The organism is Rhodoferax saidenbachensis, assembly GCF_031457975.1.
Classification (GTDB): Bacteria; Pseudomonadota; Gammaproteobacteria; order Burkholderiales; family Burkholderiaceae_C; genus Allorhodoferax; species Allorhodoferax saidenbachensis_A.
In genome coordinates this window covers 15,894-31,843 of the sequence record NZ_JAVDXO010000007.1, presented here as the reverse complement: position 1 = coordinate 31,843, position 15,950 = coordinate 15,894, and the positions used below count along the sequence as shown (strand labels likewise).

Below are 15,950 nucleotides of genomic sequence, written 5' to 3'. Positions count from 1 at the left end.
CTGGAGGACGATTTGACACATAAGTTAGGGATGCGGCAGGCTTTCCATGTCAGCGTTATAGTGATGTCCTACCCCACTTAACTGGAGCCGCCATGACCACCACCGCTGAAGCCCTAAGCGCCCAAGCCGCCAAGCTGCCGCCCGAAGAGCGCCTGGAAGTGGTGGAGCGCATCCTGGACAGCCTAGACCAGCCTGATGCATCTTTGGACTCTGCGTGGGCCCACGAAGCGGACGACCGCCTGGCTGCATACCGGCGCGGCGAAATCAAGGCGATGGCCTTGTCAGAAGTGATTGCCAAATACCAAGTCACGCCGACAGCAGAATGACCGTCCGCCTGTTAGCGCCAGCGCAGGCAGAGCTGGATGAGGCGATAGCGTGGTACGCAGAGCAAGCGCCGGGGCTGGGCGAAACATTCTTGATTGAAACCCTCAAAGCCATTCAACTGATTGAGCAGCATCCGCAGGCGTGGCATCCACTCACCATGTACATTCGCCGCTGTCGTTTGCGGCGCTTTCCTTACAGCGTGGTTTACACACAAGATGGCACAGACATCCTTGTGCTGGCCATAGCGCATCAACACCGCAAGCCTCTCTACTGGAAAACCCGGCTGAACTGACGCAGAGTCCGCTATTCATTTAGTAGCTGCTGGCGCATATTCTACGAGGGCTAGAGGCTTGTTTAGCCTTTAGCCAGCACCGCGCGGTTGCGTCCCGCGGCCTTGGCGGCGTACAGAGCTTCGTCCGCGGCCTGGATCAGGGTCTGGGGGGTGCTGGTTTCGTCCGGGATGATGCTGGCCACGCCCACGCTGGCGGTTACGCAGCCAACGTCTGACAGGGCGTGTGGCAGTGCCAGCGCCTGCAGGGCCTCGCACATTTTGCGGGCCATGCCCAGTGCTTCTTGCGCGCTGGTGGCGGGCGCAATGAAGACGAACTCCTCTCCGCCATACCGCGCCACCAGATCACCGGTGCGGGCCATGGTGGCGGCAAGCGTGTCCGCTACCTTGCGCAGGCAGTCGTCGCCGGCCTGGTGGCCGTAGTGGTCGTTGTATTGCTTGAACCAGTCCACGTCCAACAGCCCCAGCGCCAGCGGATGCCCCTGGCGCGCGGCGCGGGTCCATTCGGCGGCCAGTGTGGTGTCAAAGTGCCTGCGGTTGGCAATGCCGGTGAGGCCATCGGTGGCACTGAGGGCTTCGAGCTTGCGGTTGAGAATGCGCAGCTCCGCGGTGCGCTCCTCTACCTTGGCCTCCAAAACATGCTCGGCCTCTCGCAGGGTGGACACCAGTTCTTCCTGGGCCTTCAGGGTCTGTTCCTGTGCTTGCAGCTGGTCGCGGCGCATGCCGTTGTAGCGGTCGGCCAGGGCAAACGACAGCAGCAGCATTTCCATGGCAGAGCCTATCTGGGTGCCATCGGTCGTCAAAAAATTGGTGGGCAGCAAGCCCAGATTGCGCAGGTGGGTAAGCACCACTGCCAACAGGATGGCCGCGAACGCCGCCACAAAGAAGTAGGCACTGCGCTGCCCGCGCAGCGCACTCCAGATGCCGGTGGCCAGCAGAACCAGCGGTGTGATCACGCTGAGCACGATAAACCAGGGGGTGAAAGTGCGAAACCAGAAGATCAGAGCGAAGAAGGAAATGCCATTCACCACAATCAGCCCCTGCAGCACCCGGTCCAACGGTTTGGACAATGCAGCAGTGTTAAGAATGCGCCGGGCAAACTCCAGCATGGCCGCGGCTGCGACGGCTGTAAAGACGTTCACGCCGATGGTGGTCAATGCGGGGATGTCTCCCCAAACGAATTCCGTACCCAGCCCGCTGAAGGTGCCAAGCGCCAGTGCGACGGAGCCGGAGAAGATGACGTACAGCAGGTAGTTTTTGTCGCGCAGGACGACGAACAGCATCAGGTTGTAGAACGCGATGGCCAGCACAACGCCAAAGTACAGGGCTTGCAGGGCGTAGTCGGCGTGCTGGTGGGTTTGCAGCGCCTGCGGCTCCCACATGCGCGCCGGGATGTTCAGCGAGTTGGGCGTTTCCACCCGCAGATAGACCACCTGCTGCGACTGGGGCGGCAGCGTGACGGGCAGGAGAAAGAAGCGGCCTGGCAAGGGGCGGTTGGCAAACGGGCGGGCGTAGCCCGTTTGCGTGAGCTGATAAACACCCCGCGCATCGGGTGCGTAAAAGTCGATGTGCGCCAGCAGCGCGTAGTTGATCTCCAGCACGCGCTGCAGAGGCTGGTTGCTGGGGTTAGCCAGCGGCAGGCGCAGCCACACCGCGGACCGCGTGTAGGAGAAACCGATTGCTGCGCTGGACGGATTGTTCGGCCGACGAAACTCCATTGCACGGGCTGACTCCATGACATCCGTCAAGGTCCAGGCAGCGCCAGGGTCCTCCAGATATTCAAAGTGCGCGGTCAGTGAAACAGGAGCTGCAAGTACACGCGTGAGGTCCAGTGGCTCCTGGGCGGTGGCCGCGAAGGTTGGCACCACAACGCCCAAACAGATGAAGGCAATGAGCACGCCACAGAAGCGGCGCTGCAGGTTTCGAAAGGGCATTGCCCAAGAATAACAAACGGTCTGCGCAGGCTTTGGCGGATAAAGCTGAAGAAGCACTGGCTTTGCTGAATGAGCCGGACGCATCGTTTCATGCCCGTGACCTTCCGCTTGCTACGCTTTTAGTAGCTGCTTGCGCATATTCCACGGGGGCTAGAGGCCTATTTCTTCAACACCGGGGACGTAGCAAACTACCCTGCTAACCCGCCTCAAAGTCAATAAACCCGCGCTCCACATTGGTGGCCACCAGCTTCACGCGCACCTTGTCCCCCACCTTCAGCGCGCTGGCGCCGCGCAGCAGCTTGCCTTCGGCGGGCGGGTTCAGTAGGCGCACCCACATGCCGTCGGCTGCGTTGCCGGTGACGATGGCGTCAAAGCGTTCACCAATGCGGGATTCCAGCAGCAGCGCAGCCTCGGACTTGCGCATCTGGCGCTCCACCTTTTGCGCCGCGTCTTCCTGGCGGGTGCAGTGGGTGGCCAGTTCGGCCAGCTCGGCGTTGGAATATGGCGCAGGCTGGTGGGCCAGCGCAGCCTTGAGCAGGCGCGCGGTGATGAGGTCGGGGAAGCGGCGGTTGGGCGCGGTGGAGTGGGTGTAGTCACTCACCGCCAGGCCAAAGTGGCCCACGGGTGGGCCGCCGGGAGACTCCAGCACGTATTCGCCACGCCCCATGAGTTTGACGATGACCAGCGACAGGTCGGGAAAGCGCAGCGGGTCGGCCCGGCGGCGCTTGGCCAGAAAGTTTTCCAGCGCTTTCGAGTCCGGCTCGTTGGGCAGCACCTCGCCATATTCCTTGGCCACGCCCACGATGCGCAGCCAGCGCTCGGGCGAGCGCACCACGCGCCGCAGGGACGCAACGCCCCGCCCCGCCAGGTAGCGCGCGGTGCAGGTGTTGGTGGCGATCATCACTTCTTCAATCAGCTGGCGGGCGCGGTTGTGTTCTTGCAGGTGGATGGCGGACACGCGTTCGCCGTCAAACACCACGCGGGGCTGAAAGCTCTCAAATTCCAGCGACCCTTCGCCATGGCGGCGTGCGCGCAGCTGCTGGGCCAGCGCGTCTTGCGTGCGCAGCTGGGCGTCCATGCCGGGCACGGCGGCGGCGGCCGCTGCGGCGGGTAAATCGCCCTGCCCGTCCAGCCAGGCGCTGACAGCGTCATAGGCCAGCTTGGCTTGGTTGCGCACCCGGGCGCGGTAGACGGTGGAGCCGGCCAGCGCGCCGTCGGGGTGAAACACCATCTCGGTCACCATGGCCAGGCGGTCCTGGTGGGGGTTGAGCGAGGTGAGGTCGGTAGACAGGCGCTCGGGCAGCATGGGGAAGATGCGTGCCGAGGTGTAAACGGAGGTGGTGTTGGTACTGGCGTGGTGGTCGATGGGGGTGTCGCGTGGCACTAGGGCGTCCACATCGGCAATGGCCACCCACAGGCGCACACTGCCGTTGGGCAAGGGTTCGCACACCGTGAGCTGGTCCAGGTCCATCGAGTCGTCGTTGTCGATAGAGCACCACAGCAAGGTGGTGAGGTCGTGGACGGCGGGGTCTGCGCTGTGGCCGGTGGCGGTGATGCCGGCCAGTTGGCGCTCAACCGCGGAAGAGAACTCGGGCTGCAGGCCGCGCTCCGCCATGGCGTGGATGGCGATGCGAACCAGGTCGCTGCGGTGGTGGGATGGTGGCTTGGCGTGCATCGTGCCAATATACGCCTGCGGGTCGCTCCAGCGCGCAACGGCTGGCTAGTAAGATCACGCCCTTTTGCCAGCCTGAAGTCGGAGTCCGCATGCCCAAAACCAACAACAAACCTTTCGTGATCGGTGTCGCAGGCGGCAGTGGCAGCGGCAAGTCCACGGTGACGCGTTTGACTGGCCGCTGATGGTGCAGCACGTGCAGGCGCTGCGCCGCGGCGAGTCGATTGAAATGCCGACCTACGACTTTGCGAAGGACAACCGCGCCAGCAAGACCATCACCGTGAAGCCCGCGCCGGTGATCGTGGTCGAGGGTCTGTTTGCGCTGTTTGACGCCAAGTTGCGCAACATGATGTCGCTGAAGATCTATGTGGACACCGCGTCAGACGTGCGCTTTATCCGCCGCCTGCAGCGCGACATGGCCGAACGCGAGCGCAGCGCCGAGAGCGTGATCGCCCAGTACCTGGAAACCGTGCGCCCCATGCACAAGCAGTTCATCGAGCCGACCAAACGCAACGCCGACGTGATCCTGCCCCACGGCGCCAACGGGCCGGCGGTGGACATCATCACCACCAAGGTGAAGACGCTGGTGCGGGATCTGGATCGGGGCTGATGCCTTGGGCTAAAGCGCTACGCTTTTAGTAGCTGCTGGCGCATATTCCACGGGGGCTAGAGCCTCATTTCTCCCCAATTCTCTGCCCCACTCCATCCAGCGCCAGCGTATACCGCTGCTTGGCGTAGGCCCGGGCGCCCAGCCGGGCGTAGAAGCGCATGGCACCGCGGTTCCAGGCGGGGGTTTGCCATTGCAGCGTGGTGCTGCCTTGCGCACGCGCATAGGCCTGCACGGCCTGCATGAGCGCCAGGCCACCGCCCTGGTTCCGGGCGGCGGGGGTGAGGTATAGGCAGTCCAGGTGCGCGTAGCGCTGGCCGCTCAGGGTGGCAAAGTCCAGCGTGACGCTGGCGTAGCCCATGGGGCTGCCTCCCTGTTCCAGTAGCCAGGCGTGCAGCTGCCCGCTGGCCAGCGCCACGAGCAGACGCTCTGCGTGGCCCGCGGCGCTGTAGGGCAGGCGCTCGTACGCGGCGTGGGCCGCGCACAGGGGCGCCAGCGCTGAGGCATCGGCCGGCACCGCTGCGCGCACCACCTGCGGCGTGACGCTGTTGCTCAGCACGCGCATTCGATGGCCGGTGCGTCTGCCGGCATGGCGCCGGGTGCGCTGCCGGTGGCTACGGGTTGGCCGTCGCGCACCCAGAAGTCCAACCCGCCCAGCATCTCTTTCACAGTGAAGCCCAGCTTGGCCAGCTTGTAGGCGCCCTTGGTGGAGCCGTTGCAGCCAATGCCGTCGCAATACGTCACATAGACCTTGCTGCGGTCCAGCGCGGCGGTGCTCTGCGCATCCATCAGCCGGTGCGGAAAGCTGATGGCACCGGGCACATGGCCCTGGGCGTAGAGCGACTCCGACCGCGTGTCGATGACCACCAGCGCGGTGATGCCGTTGCGCAGGTCTTCGGCCACGTCCCAGGCATCGGCGTGGAAGCTGAGCTTGTGCAGCATGTAGTCGGCGGTCTGGCCCGCGCTGGCGGGTGGGAAGGCAAGCACTTGAGAGGCAACGGGTGCAGTCATGGTGGGGTTCTCCGGGTGGTGGTCAAAACACAAAGCCTTGCGGCCATGCAGGCAGTGTAAAAAACAGCGGACTTATTATTGATACCAATTTATCAACATAAATAAGACCAATTAAGACCCATGAAAACCGCGCAACCCAGCCTGTGGATGGGCCTGATGGATGCCACCGCACGCCCCGGCATGGGTCTGCGGGAGCGCCTGTGTGCGGCCCTGCGTGACGCCATGCGCAACGGCATGCTGAGCCAAGGCGCGCGCCTGCCCGCCACGCGCGTGCTGGCGCACGACCTGGCGCTGTCCCGCGTGACGGTGGAGGCGGCCTATGCGCAGCTGGAGGCCGAGGGCTATGTGCAGCGGCGCACGGGCCACGGCAGCTTTGTGGCGGTGCAGGCCAGCGCAGCGCCAGTGGCCGCCAAGCGGCGCAGCAAGGCCGCACCGCTGGTGCCGCAGGCGGTGCTGTCGCAGCGCGGCCAGGGCATGGTGAACACGGGCGGCTGCATGGAGCCGCTGCAGCTGCAGGCCTTTGCCGCGGGCAGCCCGGACCTGCGCGCGTTTCCGCACACGCTATGGCGCCAGCTGACCAACAAACGCCTGCGCCACGCGCCCGAGGCGCTGATGCGCTATGGTGACCCGCAGGGTCGCGCGGACCTGCGCGAGGCGATTGCGCAGTACCTGGTCAGCTCACGCGGGGTACGCTGCAGCGCGGCGCAGGTGCTGGTGCTGACCAGTTCGCAGCAGGCGCTGCAGTTGCTGGCCACGCTGCTGCTGGACCCCGGTGACCGCGTGTGGCTGGAAGACCCCGGCTACCGCGGCGCGCGCACGGCCTTTGCCGCCAGTGGTGCGCAGCTGGTGCCACTGCCGGTGGACGCGCAAGGCCTGGTGCCCGACTTCACGCTGCCCGCACCCAAGCTGATCTACCTGACACCCACCCACCAATACCCCACGGGCGGCACGCTGAGCCTGCAGCGGCGCATGGCGCTGGTGGACTACGCGCAGCGCCAGGGCTGCTGGATCGTGGAGGACGATTACGACAGCGAGTTTTTGTACGACGGCCGCCCCACACCCAGCCTGCAGGGGCTGGACGATGGTGGGCGCGTGGTCTATATAGGCACGTTTTCCAAAACGCTGTTCCCGTCCCTGCGCATGGCCTATGCCGTACTGCCCGAGGCGCTGGTACAACCCATGGTGACGGCGCGCAGCGTGTACGACGGCCACGTGGCCCAGCTGGCGCAGGCGGTGACGGCCGACTTCATGGCCCACGGCCACTTTGCCGCGCACCTGCGGCTGATGCGCCAGCTCTACCGCAGCCGGCGCGACCTGCTGCTGGACTTGATAGACCGCAAGCTGCCCTGGGCCCAACCGCTGAACAGCACCGGCGGCCTGCAGATCAGCGTGACCCTGCCACCGGGCAGCGAAGCCACGCTAACCCGCCAGGCCGCCGAGCGCGGCATCGCCACCCCCAGCCTGAGCGCCCTGCACAGCAAGCCCGGTGCGGTGGATGGATGGCTGCTGGGGTTTGCGGCGCTGCAGCCACAGGAGATTGAGGCTGGGGTGACGGGGTTGGCGCAGTTGAAGCCGCGCTAGGCCAGCACAAACTCCACCCCCGCACACACCGCCGCCACCTGCGCGGCAATGCATTGCTCCGGCGTAGCGCGCGGGCTGTCGGGGTAGACCTCGGTGGTGCTGGTGTAGCGGGCGCCGGTGATGCCGGCGCACAGGCCCAGTTCTTTCATGGCGTAGTGGATGACGCCATGCGCTACCAGGGGCGAGCCGATGATGCCGCCCTGTGCATCCGCCGGGGCAATGTGGGTAACGCGCTGCACGGCGTCAATGATGGCTGCCTGGAACGCGGGCTGCGGGTTGGCGGTGTCGTCCACCAGGTAGAAGCCATCGGGGATGGTGGCGGGCTCAAACGGCTTGCCATCACGCGCGGCCACGGCGGGGCGGTACTCGCTCTCGTCGGTGTCGGTGGTTTCGTGCAGGTCGATGTGGGCGGCAAACTGGCCGAGCAAAGGGGCAATCAGGCGCATGAGCGCGGCGGACTCTTGGGCAGGGCTGCCCGCGCGGAAGTTGCGGTTGGGGTCCAGCGCGTCAAAGTTCCAGCGCTGGATGCGCTCGTAGGCCCAGGGGCTCACACAGGGCGCTACCAGCAGGTTCACGCGGGCGGCGTACTCCGCCGCATGCGCATCCACAAAACGCAGCGCGCCGTGCACGCCACTGGTCTCGTAGCCATGCACACCGCCGGTGATCAGTACGGTAGGCAAGGACTTATCCCACTGGCGGCTGCGGATCGCCATGAGTGGGAATGTTTCAACCGGGTGCTGCGCGTCCACATAGGCCACCTCGCCATAGGTTTCCACGTCAAACCGGTTGCGCAAGCGCTCCACGGCCGTTAGCACGTCATCCGCATAGCTGCGTTGTCGTACTTGGCGTGCGCGCCACTGGGCACGCTCTGCGGGGGCCCAGGCTTGGCCGGGGATGCCTATCGGATAGAAGTAGGTGCTGCTCATAGGTGCAGCATCGTACAGGGCCGAAAATTGCTACGCTTTTAGGAGCTACTAGCGCATATTTCATGGGGGCTAGAGGCCAATTTCATGCCCAAATGCGTCGTTACATCCCGCTACAGCTGCAACCTTGTGCGAACCACAGACGGGCAGTTGTCTGACAGACAGCGGCGCGCCTGGGGCGTGTAATAAAGCTTTAGGAGAACACGATGAGCCAACACGCCACCATTACCGATACCGTGACCTACCGGCCCGGCGACGGCGCGCCGCTGGAGATCCCTAAAGGCCCTGTAGAAGTGGACCTGGCACCCGACAGCGCCACGCTGAGTTGGACCGAGGACAACGGTGCCCATGGCCTGACGGCCATTCCAATCACGCAGTTCAAACAGTACGTGCGCGACCACAGCATTGCGCTGGATGAAGAAGCTAAGGAGGCCAAGGAGACTAAGGAGCAACCGGGTACATAGGCTGGCCGGTCGCGGCAAAGGCATCCAGATTGGCCAGCGTGGTACTCGCAATCGCGGCCAGCGCGTCTTCGGTAAAGAAACCCTGGTGCCCGGTCACCACCACGTTCGGAAAGGTCAGTAGGCGGGCAAACACATCGTCCTGAATGCCCGCACCCGACAGGTCGCGGAAGAACAGGCCGGCCTCTTCCTCGTACACATCCAGCCCCAGGCTGCCCAACTGACGCGCCTTCAGCGCGTCAATGGCGGCTTGCGTGTCAATCACCGCGCCACGGCTGGTGTTGAGTAGCATGGCGCCACGCTTCATGCCCGCAAAGGCGGTGGCGTTGATCAGGTGGTGGGTCTGTGGCGTCAGCGGGCAGTGCAGGCTGACCACATCGCTACGCGCCAGCAGCTCGGGCAGCGGCACATACTGCACGCCCATGGCCACGCACGCAGGGTTGGGCGTGGGGTCAAACGCCAGCAGCGTGCAGCCAAAGCCCGTCATCAATTTGCAAAAGGTTTCGCCAATGCGGCCAGTACCCACCACGCCAATCGTGCGGCCATGCACATCAAAACCCAACAGTCCATCCAGCGCGAAATTGCCTTCGCGCACGCGGGCATGGGCGCGGTGGATTTTGCGGTTCAGCGTCAGCAGCAGGGCCAGCGTGTGCTCGGCCACGGCATAGGGCGAATACTCGGGCACGCGACCCACGGCGATACCCAGCTCGTGCGCCGCCACCAGGTCCACCTGGTTAAAGCCCGCACAGCGCAGCACCACCAAACGCACGCCCAGGCCCTTCAGGCCTTGCAGCACCTTGCGGTCCAGCTGGTCGTTGACGAACGCGCACACGGCATCGGCCCCGGCAGCCGTAGCCACGGTGTCGGCGTCTAACCGCGCCTCCAAAAAACTAAAGCTGTGGACAGAGACGCCTGGAGCCGACTCCAGCGCCTGGCGGTCGTACGGGCGAGTGCTGTAAACAGTGACGTGCATCTCAACCCTTGCCCGTGGCCTTGCGCCGCACATGCAGGTGCGTCTGCACGGCATCGCCCTCGCCCGACTTCACCTCTTTGACTTCCAGGTAAGCGGCCTGCTGGCGGATCAGTTCGCCCAGCTTGGGAACGCCATAGTTGCGTGGATCAAAAGCCGGGTTGCTGCGGGTGATCTGACTGCCCAGAGCCGACAGCGTGGTCCAGCCATCCTCCCGCGCGATGGCGTTCAACGCGTTCAAGAGCAGGGGCTTGAGCTTGGGCAGCTTGGGGAGCTCGGCCAGAGGCACTTGGTCAGGCTTGGTCTCTTCGGGCTCGGTACGCAAAATTTCGGTGTAGATGAACTTGTCGCACGCGGCCACAAAGGGCTCGGGTGTTTTGCGTTCGCCAAAGCCGTAGACCACCAGCCCCGCCTCGCGGATACGCGTGGCCAGGCGGGTGAAGTCGCTGTCACTGCTAACCAGGCAAAAGCCGTCCACTGCGCCCGTGTGCAGCACATCCATGGCGTCGATGATGAGCGCCGAGTCGGTGGCGTTCTTGCCGCTGGTGTAGCTGAACTGTTGGATAGGCTGGATCGCCATGGTGTGCAGCACCTCTTTCCAGCCCTTGAGGTTGGTGGTGGTCCAGTCGCCATAGGCGCGCTTGATGGTGGCGGTGCCGTAGCGCGACACCTCGGCCAGCAGCTCCTGAATGACAGAAGCCTGCGCGTTGTCGGCGTCGATGAGGACGGCGAGCTTCTGGTTGGTGTTGGTGGCCATGGCGGTACCTCCCTTGTGTGTGCCCCATCGTACAGGCTGCATGTGAATGCGACATGGCTACTCGTTTTGCATGGCAGGCGCGTGACAAAACAGGCCACCCGCCCTAGTGACTTTCACTGATGCGCGTGCGCCGCATATTGACTATCAATAGGGTACAGACCAACACAGGGAGGAAACCATGTCCGACGCATGCCTGGCGCTCGCCAACAACGACATTGCCTACATCTTCTGGCAGCTGGAGCACAAGGTGCCGGGCTGCCTGGGGTTTTCGGTGCGGCGCCTGGATGCCGATGGCAGCGCCACTGCCCTGCCCGCCTTTGTGGGCTTTGCGCCCGGGGTGCCGGGCCAACCCCATGCGCGCCAGACCACCGATGTGTGGCCCGTGCAGTCCTTCCAGTGGAAAGACGTATTTGCCGCGCCCGGCACCTACCGCTACGCCGTGGTGCCCATGATGGGGCCCGACGTAGACGCGCTCACGCCCCACCCCACCATTGCGCTGCAGTCCAACCCAGTGACCATAGGCGGGGACTATGGCGATGTGGCAGCCTATTTCAACGTGGGGCTGATTTCTACCCAGGCGGTCACCAAGAAGATCAACGCGCTGGTAGCCAATGGCAGCTACGACAACATCACCACGGCGCTGCGTGGCGAAATTGCCAAGGTGGGCAGCCCCATCCGCAAGCTGCTGAGCGGCGATGTGCTGGACAAGGGTGTGCTGTCGCTGCTGAACAAGGCACAGGCCCAGGGCGGTTTTTGCCACCTGGCGCTGTATGAGCTGACCGACGCACAGCTCCTGGACGCCATCACCACGCTGGCAGCCAACAACCAGCTGGCACTGTGCCTGGCCAACGCCGACACGTCCGAGGAATACAAGAGCGAGGACGGCAAGAAGCACACGCGCAAGATTTTTGACGGCACCAACGCGGCCACGCGCAAGGCCCTGCATGCAGCCGGGGTGCCGCTGACCGACCGGTTTGTGCCGTCCAGCTCCATTGGGCACAACAAGTTTGTGGTGTGGTCCGACGCGGCGGGCCCGCAAGAGGTGTTGACGGGCAGCACCAACTGGACCTCCACCGGCCTGTGCTCACAAACCAACAACACGCTCATCATCCGCAACCCCACCGTGGCCGCGGGCTACCGGGACTATTGGGACTGGCTGGTGCAGGACGCCGCAGAGCACCCCGCCCAGGGCCATGGACTGCGCGAATGGTGCGGCGGTGGCGCGGTGGATGCGGCGCTGGGCACGGGCAGCGTATCCGTCTGGTTCTCCCCCAACACCAAGGCAAAAACCAAGGATGCCGACACGCCCCCACCCGACCTGGACCAGGTGTTTGGGCTGATACGCGCGGCCAAGCAGGGCGTGCTGTTTCTGGCGTTCAACCCCGGTGCGCCCAGCTTCCTCGAACAGGTGCACGACAAGGCGGTGCAGATGCAGGAGGACGGCAAGCCCTTTTACGTGCGCGGCGCGATCACCGATCCCGCACCGCTGGGCCAGTTCGCCACCTTCATCACCAAGCGCAATGCCACGGCCGCGCCCGATGTGCTGGTGTCCGGCGTGGCCGGTGTGCCCGACACCTTCGGCTACTGGGAGAAAGAGCTGTACAAGCTGGGCCACGCCGTCATCCACGACAAAATCATCGTCATCGACCCCTTCAGCCCGCACTGCGTGGTGGTCACCGGCAGCCACAACCTGGGCTACAAGGCCAGCTACCAGAACGACGAGAACCTGGTCATCGTGCGCGGCCACCAGCGCCTGGCCCAGGCCTATGCCGCCCACGTGCTGGACGTGACCAACCACTTCTCCTGGCGCTACAAGCTCTCGCAGCTGGCGCGTGACAACAAGCTGGACCAGGCCTGGGGCGACCTCAGCGAAACTGACAGCTGGCAGAACAAATACTTTGACCACCAGGCCGATGCTTCGCGCGACGGGTTTTTCTTCTTCGGCGTCTAGTTGCTACTGATTTAGGAGCTGCTCATGCATACTCCACGGGGGCCAGGAGCCAATTTTTCCCATAAACACCTTGCAAACCAGCCCTCCGCCACTATCTGCGTTGAATGAGCGAAGCCCTGCACATTGTTTGCCCCCATTGCCACACCACCAACCGCGTGCGCACCGACCAGCTGGGCAGTGCGCCCGACTGCGGCAGCTGCAAGAAGCCCCTGTTCATCGGCAAGCCGACGGACCTGGACGTAGCCGCGTTTGACAAGCACCTGCAGCGCAACCAGATTCCTCTGCTGGTGGACTTTTGGGCACCCTGGTGCGGCCCCTGCCGCCAGATGGCGCCCGCCTATGTGCAGGCCGCGGGCCAGTTGGAGCCGCGTGTGCGCGTGGCCAAGGTGGACACCGAGGCGCACCAGGCCCTGGGCGCGCGCTACCAGATTCGCAGCATTCCCACCCTTGCGCTGTTTGTGAACGGCCGCGAGGTGGCGCGCCAGGCCGGCGCCATGGGCGCGGCCGACATCGTGCGCTGGGTGCAGCAGCACACGCCGCGCTAAAACACCTGGGCCCCTAATACATCACTTTGCAGTAACCCGCCCGAGGTCCGAATATTCCGCGGCTGGTACCTTCCGTTTCCCTGTCACCCACTCACGTTCAACACCATGCTCTTCAATCCCCTGAAACTCGGCGCCCTCACCCTCCCCAACCGCATTCTGCTGGCGCCGCTCACGCGCACGCGTGCCGACGCCGGCCACATGCCCAACGCCCTGATGGCCGAGTACTACGCACAGCGCGCCTCCGGCGGCTTGCTGATCACCGAATGCACCATGGTGGCGCCCGGTACCTCGGCCTTCATCAACGAGCCCGGCATTTACAGCGACGCACAAATCGCCGCCTGGAAGCAGGTGACCCAAGCCGTGCACGCCAAGGGCGGCCGCATCTTCATGCAGATCTGGCACGCCGGCCGCGCCGCCCACCCGGACATCAACGGCGGTGTGCCCACCGTGTCATCCAGCGCCACAGCGGCCGAAGGCGACATCCACACGCCCAATGGCAAAGTGCCCCACGCCGTGCCACGCGCGCTGACGGCCGAAGAGATTCCTGCCCTGGTGGCTGCCTACGCCCAAGGCGCCAAGAACGCTATTGCCGCCGGCTTTGACGGTGTGGAAGTGCACGGTGCCAACGGCTACCTGATCGACCAGTTCCTGCGCGACACACCCAACCAACGCACCGACGCCTACGGCGGCTCGCTGGAAAACCGTGCGCGCTTCCTGTTTGAAGTGCTGACTGCCGTGACCGCTGCGATTGGTGCGGACAAAGTGGGCCTGCGCCTATCGCCCCTGAACAGCTACAACAGCATGAAAGACAGCGACCCGCTGGCCTTCATCGGCTTCTTGGCCGAGAAGCTCAACGCCTTCAACCTGGCGTACCTGCATGTGATGCGCGCAGACTTCTTTGGCGCGCAACAGGGCGACGTGCTGACCGTGGCGCGCGAAAAGTACAAGGGCGTGATCGTGGGCAATATGGGATACACGGGTGAAGAAGCCGAGGCAGCCATTGCTGCTGGCACGCTGGATGCCGTGGCCTTTGGCACCGCCTTCCTGGCCAATCCGGACCTGCCCGCGCGCATCAAAACCAAGGCGCCGCTGAACACGCCGGACCAAACCACCTTCTACAGCCCCGGCGCCAAGGGCTATACGGACTACCCGACGCTGTAAGCCCACCAGCGCATCCCCGTATTGCCAATTGCCGCTGCGGTTGCAATACTGCGGCGTCTGAATGGGGAATGCCATGGTGAAGGTGGAGTTCGCGTCCAGCTTGCGGCGCCACGTGGAGTGCGCGCCGCAGCAAGTCGCTGCGGGCAGCTTGCGTGCGGTGCTGGACACCGCGCTGCTGGCTGCCCCGGAGCTGGGCCACTATGTGTTTGACGACCAAGGCAACGTGCGCAAGCACGTGGCCGTGTTTGTGAACCAGGCCTTGGTGGCAAACCGTGAAGACCTCAGCCAGCCCATCGCCAACGGCGACCGCGTGCTGGTGATTCAGGCCCTGAGCGGCGGCTAATACGCTTGCCCCTGCATGGAGACTTCATGATGCAAACCCTCTTGGTAGCCAGCCGCAAAGGCTTGTTTGTGGTGCGCGGCCAGGGCACGCAATGGGCCGTAGTGGCCCACCACTTTGCGGGCGACCCGGTCACCCAGGTACTGGCCGACCCGCGCGACGGCCACTGGTACGCCGCCCTGCGCATGGGCCACTTTGGCGTGAAGCTGCGCAAGAGCACCGACCAGGGCGCCACGTGGGCAGACATCACCGCGCCGGCCTTCCCCCCCAAACCCAAAGAGGGTCCACTGGCGACCGACCCCACGCCCTGGAATGTGGACCTGGTCTGGGCCCTGACGCCCGGCAGCGCAACGCAACCCGGCACCCTGTGGGCTGGCTGCATGCCCGCGGGCTTGTTCAAGTCGGAAGATGGTGGGCACAGCTGGGCGCTGAACACGGCGCTGTGGGAGCACCCCCTGCGCCCAGGCTGGTTTGGCGGGGGCAACGATTACCCGGGCATGCATTCGGTGTTGGTAGACCCGCGCAATGCGCAACACATCAGCGTGGCAATTTCCTGCGGCGGAGTGTGGCAAACGCATGATGGGGGAGACCACTGGGCGCTAACGGCTGCGGGCATGACGGCGGACTATCTGCCCGCAGACAGTGCGGAAGACCAGAACACGCAAGACCCGCACCGCATGGTGCAGTGCACGGCCCAGCCCGATGTGCTGTGGGTGCAGCACCACTGCGGCATCTACCGGTCTACCGACGGCGGGCAACATTGGGCCCGTATTGCGGCACCTGCGCCTTCAGAGTTTGGGTTTGCGGTGGCCTGTGATCCGCACGACCCTCAGCGGGCCTGGTTTGTACCGGCCAAGGCTGATACACATCGCTATGCGGTGGACGGCAAGATGGTGGTGAACCGCACGGACGATGGCGGGAAAACGTTCAAGACCTTCGGCGCGGGCCTGCCACAGAGCCACGCCTACCATTTGGTCTACCGCCACAGCCTGGAACTAGCCCCGGACCGGAACACACTGGCCATGTCGTCCACCACGGGTGGGCTGTGGGTCAGCGCTGATGCAGGCGAGCACTGGCACGGTGTGAGCCAGGACTTGCCGCCCATAGCGGCGCTGGGCTGGGTGGCTTAGGCCGCTTCGTGGCGGTCGGCAGCGGCGAACAGATCGCGGGCAAACTCGGGGTCGGTACGCTGCAGCGTGGCGGCAAAGGAGCGCAGTGCTTCGGCTTCTTCAAAGGCGGTTTGGGCGGTAGATTGCGCCGCTGCGGGGGCAAAAGCGGTGTACCAGAGGGCGGCGGCCAGATGTTGGCCTGCCACCAGCAACTCGCGAACCGATGCGCCCACGGTGGGCTGGGCAGTGGAGGGCAAAGAAAGCGCGTTCAAAGTAGTGCTGGCCATAAGGTTCTCCTGAAAACAGCAAAAAGAT

18 protein-coding genes are annotated in these 15,950 nt (G+C 64.5%); 10 read left to right on the top strand and 8 right to left on the bottom strand.

Annotated elements, in window-relative coordinates; genetic code table 11:
• Positions 1–92: 92 nt before the first annotated feature.
• Positions 93–326 carry an addiction module protein gene (locus J2X15_RS14645; RefSeq protein WP_310344071.1) on the top strand — a complete coding sequence of 78 codons (234 nt, stop codon included), beginning with the start codon at positions 93–95 and terminating at the stop codon, positions 324–326.
• On the top strand, positions 323–616 hold the full coding sequence (locus tag J2X15_RS14640) for a type II toxin-antitoxin system RelE/ParE family toxin (protein WP_310344069.1): 294 nt from the start codon (positions 323–325) through the stop codon (positions 614–616). Before J2X15_RS14645 ends, J2X15_RS14640 begins: the two co-directional genes overlap by 4 nt.
• 62 nt (positions 617–678) lie before the next feature.
• Here the strand turns inward: J2X15_RS14640 and J2X15_RS14635 are convergent, their stop codons facing one another.
• Together J2X15_RS14635 and J2X15_RS14630 are read right to left on the bottom strand one after the other, a co-directional pair.
• Positions 679–2,547 carry a diguanylate cyclase gene (locus tag J2X15_RS14635; RefSeq protein WP_310344068.1) on the bottom strand — a complete coding sequence of 623 codons (1,869 nt, stop codon included), beginning with the start codon at positions 2,545–2,547 and terminating at the stop codon, positions 679–681.
• Positions 2,548–2,743: 196 nt separating this feature from the next.
• Positions 2,744–4,222, bottom strand: a complete 1,479-nt coding sequence (locus tag J2X15_RS14630) for an RNB domain-containing ribonuclease (protein WP_310344066.1) — start codon at positions 4,220–4,222, stop codon at positions 2,744–2,746.
• 181 nt (positions 4,223–4,403) lie between these two features.
• On the opposite strand from J2X15_RS14630, the gene udk reads away from it, so the two are divergent.
• Positions 4,404–4,829, top strand: coding sequence for a uridine kinase (gene udk, locus J2X15_RS14625; RefSeq protein WP_310344065.1), 426 nt, complete (start codon positions 4,404–4,406; stop codon positions 4,827–4,829).
• A 64-nt stretch (positions 4,830–4,893) separates the two neighbouring features.
• Here udk and J2X15_RS14620 read toward each other — a convergent pair whose 3' ends face one another.
• Complete coding sequence (locus J2X15_RS14620; protein ID WP_310344063.1) at positions 4,894–5,391, bottom strand: GNAT family N-acetyltransferase; 498 nt, start codon at positions 5,389–5,391, stop codon at positions 4,894–4,896.
• Positions 5,379–5,837, bottom strand: coding sequence for a rhodanese-like domain-containing protein (locus J2X15_RS14615; RefSeq protein ID WP_310344062.1), 459 nt, complete (start codon positions 5,835–5,837; stop codon positions 5,379–5,381). The genes J2X15_RS14620 and J2X15_RS14615 overlap by 13 nt, the downstream gene beginning before the upstream one ends.
• Positions 5,838–5,957: 120 nt before the next feature.
• On the opposite strand from J2X15_RS14615, the gene pdxR reads away from it, so the two are divergent.
• Positions 5,958–7,418: a MocR-like pyridoxine biosynthesis transcription factor PdxR gene (gene pdxR / locus J2X15_RS14610; protein ID WP_310344061.1), complete on the top strand. Its 1,461-nt coding sequence runs from the start codon at positions 5,958–5,960 to the stop codon at positions 7,416–7,418.
• Here the strand turns inward: pdxR and J2X15_RS14605 are convergent.
• On the bottom strand, positions 7,415–8,344 hold the full coding sequence (locus tag J2X15_RS14605) for a M14 family metallopeptidase (protein WP_310344059.1): 930 nt from the start codon (positions 8,342–8,344) through the stop codon (positions 7,415–7,417). The genes pdxR and J2X15_RS14605 overlap by 4 nt on opposite strands.
• A gap of 203 nt (positions 8,345–8,547) precedes the next feature.
• On the opposite strand from J2X15_RS14605, the gene J2X15_RS14600 reads away from it, so the two are divergent.
• Complete coding sequence (locus J2X15_RS14600; protein ID WP_310344058.1) at positions 8,548–8,805, top strand: hypothetical protein; 258 nt, start codon at positions 8,548–8,550, stop codon at positions 8,803–8,805.
• On the opposite strand, the gene J2X15_RS14595 is transcribed toward J2X15_RS14600, so the two are convergent.
• On the bottom strand, positions 8,783–9,775 hold the full coding sequence (locus tag J2X15_RS14595; RefSeq protein ID WP_310344057.1) for a 2-hydroxyacid dehydrogenase: 993 nt from the start codon (positions 9,773–9,775) through the stop codon (positions 8,783–8,785). The genes J2X15_RS14600 and J2X15_RS14595 overlap by 23 nt on opposite strands.
• 1 nt (position 9,776) lies before the next feature.
• Entirely contained in the window at positions 9,777–10,529 is a 753-nt protein-coding gene (locus J2X15_RS14590) for an NYN domain-containing protein (RefSeq protein ID WP_310344055.1), read from the bottom strand.
• A gap of 178 nt (positions 10,530–10,707) precedes the next feature.
• On the opposite strand from J2X15_RS14590, the gene J2X15_RS14585 reads away from it, so the two are divergent.
• The 5 genes from J2X15_RS14585 (at position 10,708) to J2X15_RS14565 (ending at position 15,656) form a co-directional block, all read left to right on the top strand.
• Positions 10,708–12,480, top strand: coding sequence for a phospholipase D-like domain-containing protein (locus tag J2X15_RS14585; protein ID WP_310344053.1), 1,773 nt, complete (start codon positions 10,708–10,710; stop codon positions 12,478–12,480).
• Positions 12,481–12,584: 104 nt separating this feature from the next.
• Positions 12,585–13,025 carry a thioredoxin TrxC gene (trxC, locus tag J2X15_RS14580; RefSeq protein ID WP_310344051.1) on the top strand — a complete coding sequence of 147 codons (441 nt, stop codon included), beginning with the start codon at positions 12,585–12,587 and terminating at the stop codon, positions 13,023–13,025.
• A gap of 105 nt (positions 13,026–13,130) precedes the next feature.
• Complete coding sequence (locus tag J2X15_RS14575) at positions 13,131–14,186, top strand: alkene reductase (RefSeq protein ID WP_310344049.1); 1,056 nt, start codon at positions 13,131–13,133, stop codon at positions 14,184–14,186.
• 61 nt (positions 14,187–14,247) lie between these two features.
• Complete coding sequence (locus J2X15_RS14570; protein WP_310344047.1) at positions 14,248–14,529, top strand: MoaD/ThiS family protein; 282 nt, start codon at positions 14,248–14,250, stop codon at positions 14,527–14,529.
• A 26-nt stretch (positions 14,530–14,555) separates the two neighbouring features.
• Positions 14,556–15,656 (top strand): exo-alpha-sialidase, encoded by a 1,101-nt coding sequence (locus J2X15_RS14565; RefSeq protein ID WP_310344046.1) that lies wholly within the window; start codon positions 14,556–14,558, stop codon positions 15,654–15,656.
• Here J2X15_RS14565 and J2X15_RS14560 read toward each other — a convergent pair.
• Positions 15,653–15,922, bottom strand: a complete 270-nt coding sequence (locus J2X15_RS14560; protein WP_310344044.1) for a hypothetical protein — start codon at positions 15,920–15,922, stop codon at positions 15,653–15,655. The genes J2X15_RS14565 and J2X15_RS14560 overlap by 4 nt on opposite strands.
• Positions 15,923–15,950 lie beyond the last annotated feature (28 nt).

Coding starts and splice junctions, on each gene's coding strand:
- J2X15_RS14645 (WP_310344071.1), top strand. CDS start 93: ATGACCACCACCGCTGAAGCCCTAAGCGCCCAAGCCGCCAAGCTGCCG.
- J2X15_RS14640 (WP_310344069.1), top strand. CDS start 323: ATGACCGTCCGCCTGTTAGCGCCAGCGCAGGCAGAGCTGGATGAGGCG.
- J2X15_RS14635 (WP_310344068.1), bottom strand. CDS start 2,547: ATGCCCTTTCGAAACCTGCAGCGCCGCTTCTGTGGCGTGCTCATTGCC.
- J2X15_RS14630 (WP_310344066.1), bottom strand. CDS start 4,222: ATGCACGCCAAGCCACCATCCCACCACCGCAGCGACCTGGTTCGCATC.
- udk (WP_310344065.1), top strand. CDS start 4,404: ATGGTGCAGCACGTGCAGGCGCTGCGCCGCGGCGAGTCGATTGAAATG.
- J2X15_RS14620 (WP_310344063.1), bottom strand. CDS start 5,391: ATGCGCGTGCTGAGCAACAGCGTCACGCCGCAGGTGGTGCGCGCAGCG.
- J2X15_RS14615 (WP_310344062.1), bottom strand. CDS start 5,837: ATGACTGCACCCGTTGCCTCTCAAGTGCTTGCCTTCCCACCCGCCAGC.
- pdxR (WP_310344061.1), top strand. CDS start 5,958: ATGAAAACCGCGCAACCCAGCCTGTGGATGGGCCTGATGGATGCCACC.
- J2X15_RS14605 (WP_310344059.1), bottom strand. CDS start 8,344: ATGAGCAGCACCTACTTCTATCCGATAGGCATCCCCGGCCAAGCCTGG.
- J2X15_RS14600 (WP_310344058.1), top strand. CDS start 8,548: ATGAGCCAACACGCCACCATTACCGATACCGTGACCTACCGGCCCGGC.
- J2X15_RS14595 (WP_310344057.1), bottom strand. CDS start 9,775: ATGCACGTCACTGTTTACAGCACTCGCCCGTACGACCGCCAGGCGCTG.
- J2X15_RS14590 (WP_310344055.1), bottom strand. CDS start 10,529: ATGGCCACCAACACCAACCAGAAGCTCGCCGTCCTCATCGACGCCGAC.
- J2X15_RS14585 (WP_310344053.1), top strand. CDS start 10,708: ATGTCCGACGCATGCCTGGCGCTCGCCAACAACGACATTGCCTACATC.
- trxC (WP_310344051.1), top strand. CDS start 12,585: ATGAGCGAAGCCCTGCACATTGTTTGCCCCCATTGCCACACCACCAAC.
- J2X15_RS14575 (WP_310344049.1), top strand. CDS start 13,131: ATGCTCTTCAATCCCCTGAAACTCGGCGCCCTCACCCTCCCCAACCGC.
- J2X15_RS14570 (WP_310344047.1), top strand. CDS start 14,248: ATGGGGAATGCCATGGTGAAGGTGGAGTTCGCGTCCAGCTTGCGGCGC.
- J2X15_RS14565 (WP_310344046.1), top strand. CDS start 14,556: ATGATGCAAACCCTCTTGGTAGCCAGCCGCAAAGGCTTGTTTGTGGTG.
- J2X15_RS14560 (WP_310344044.1), bottom strand. CDS start 15,922: ATGGCCAGCACTACTTTGAACGCGCTTTCTTTGCCCTCCACTGCCCAG.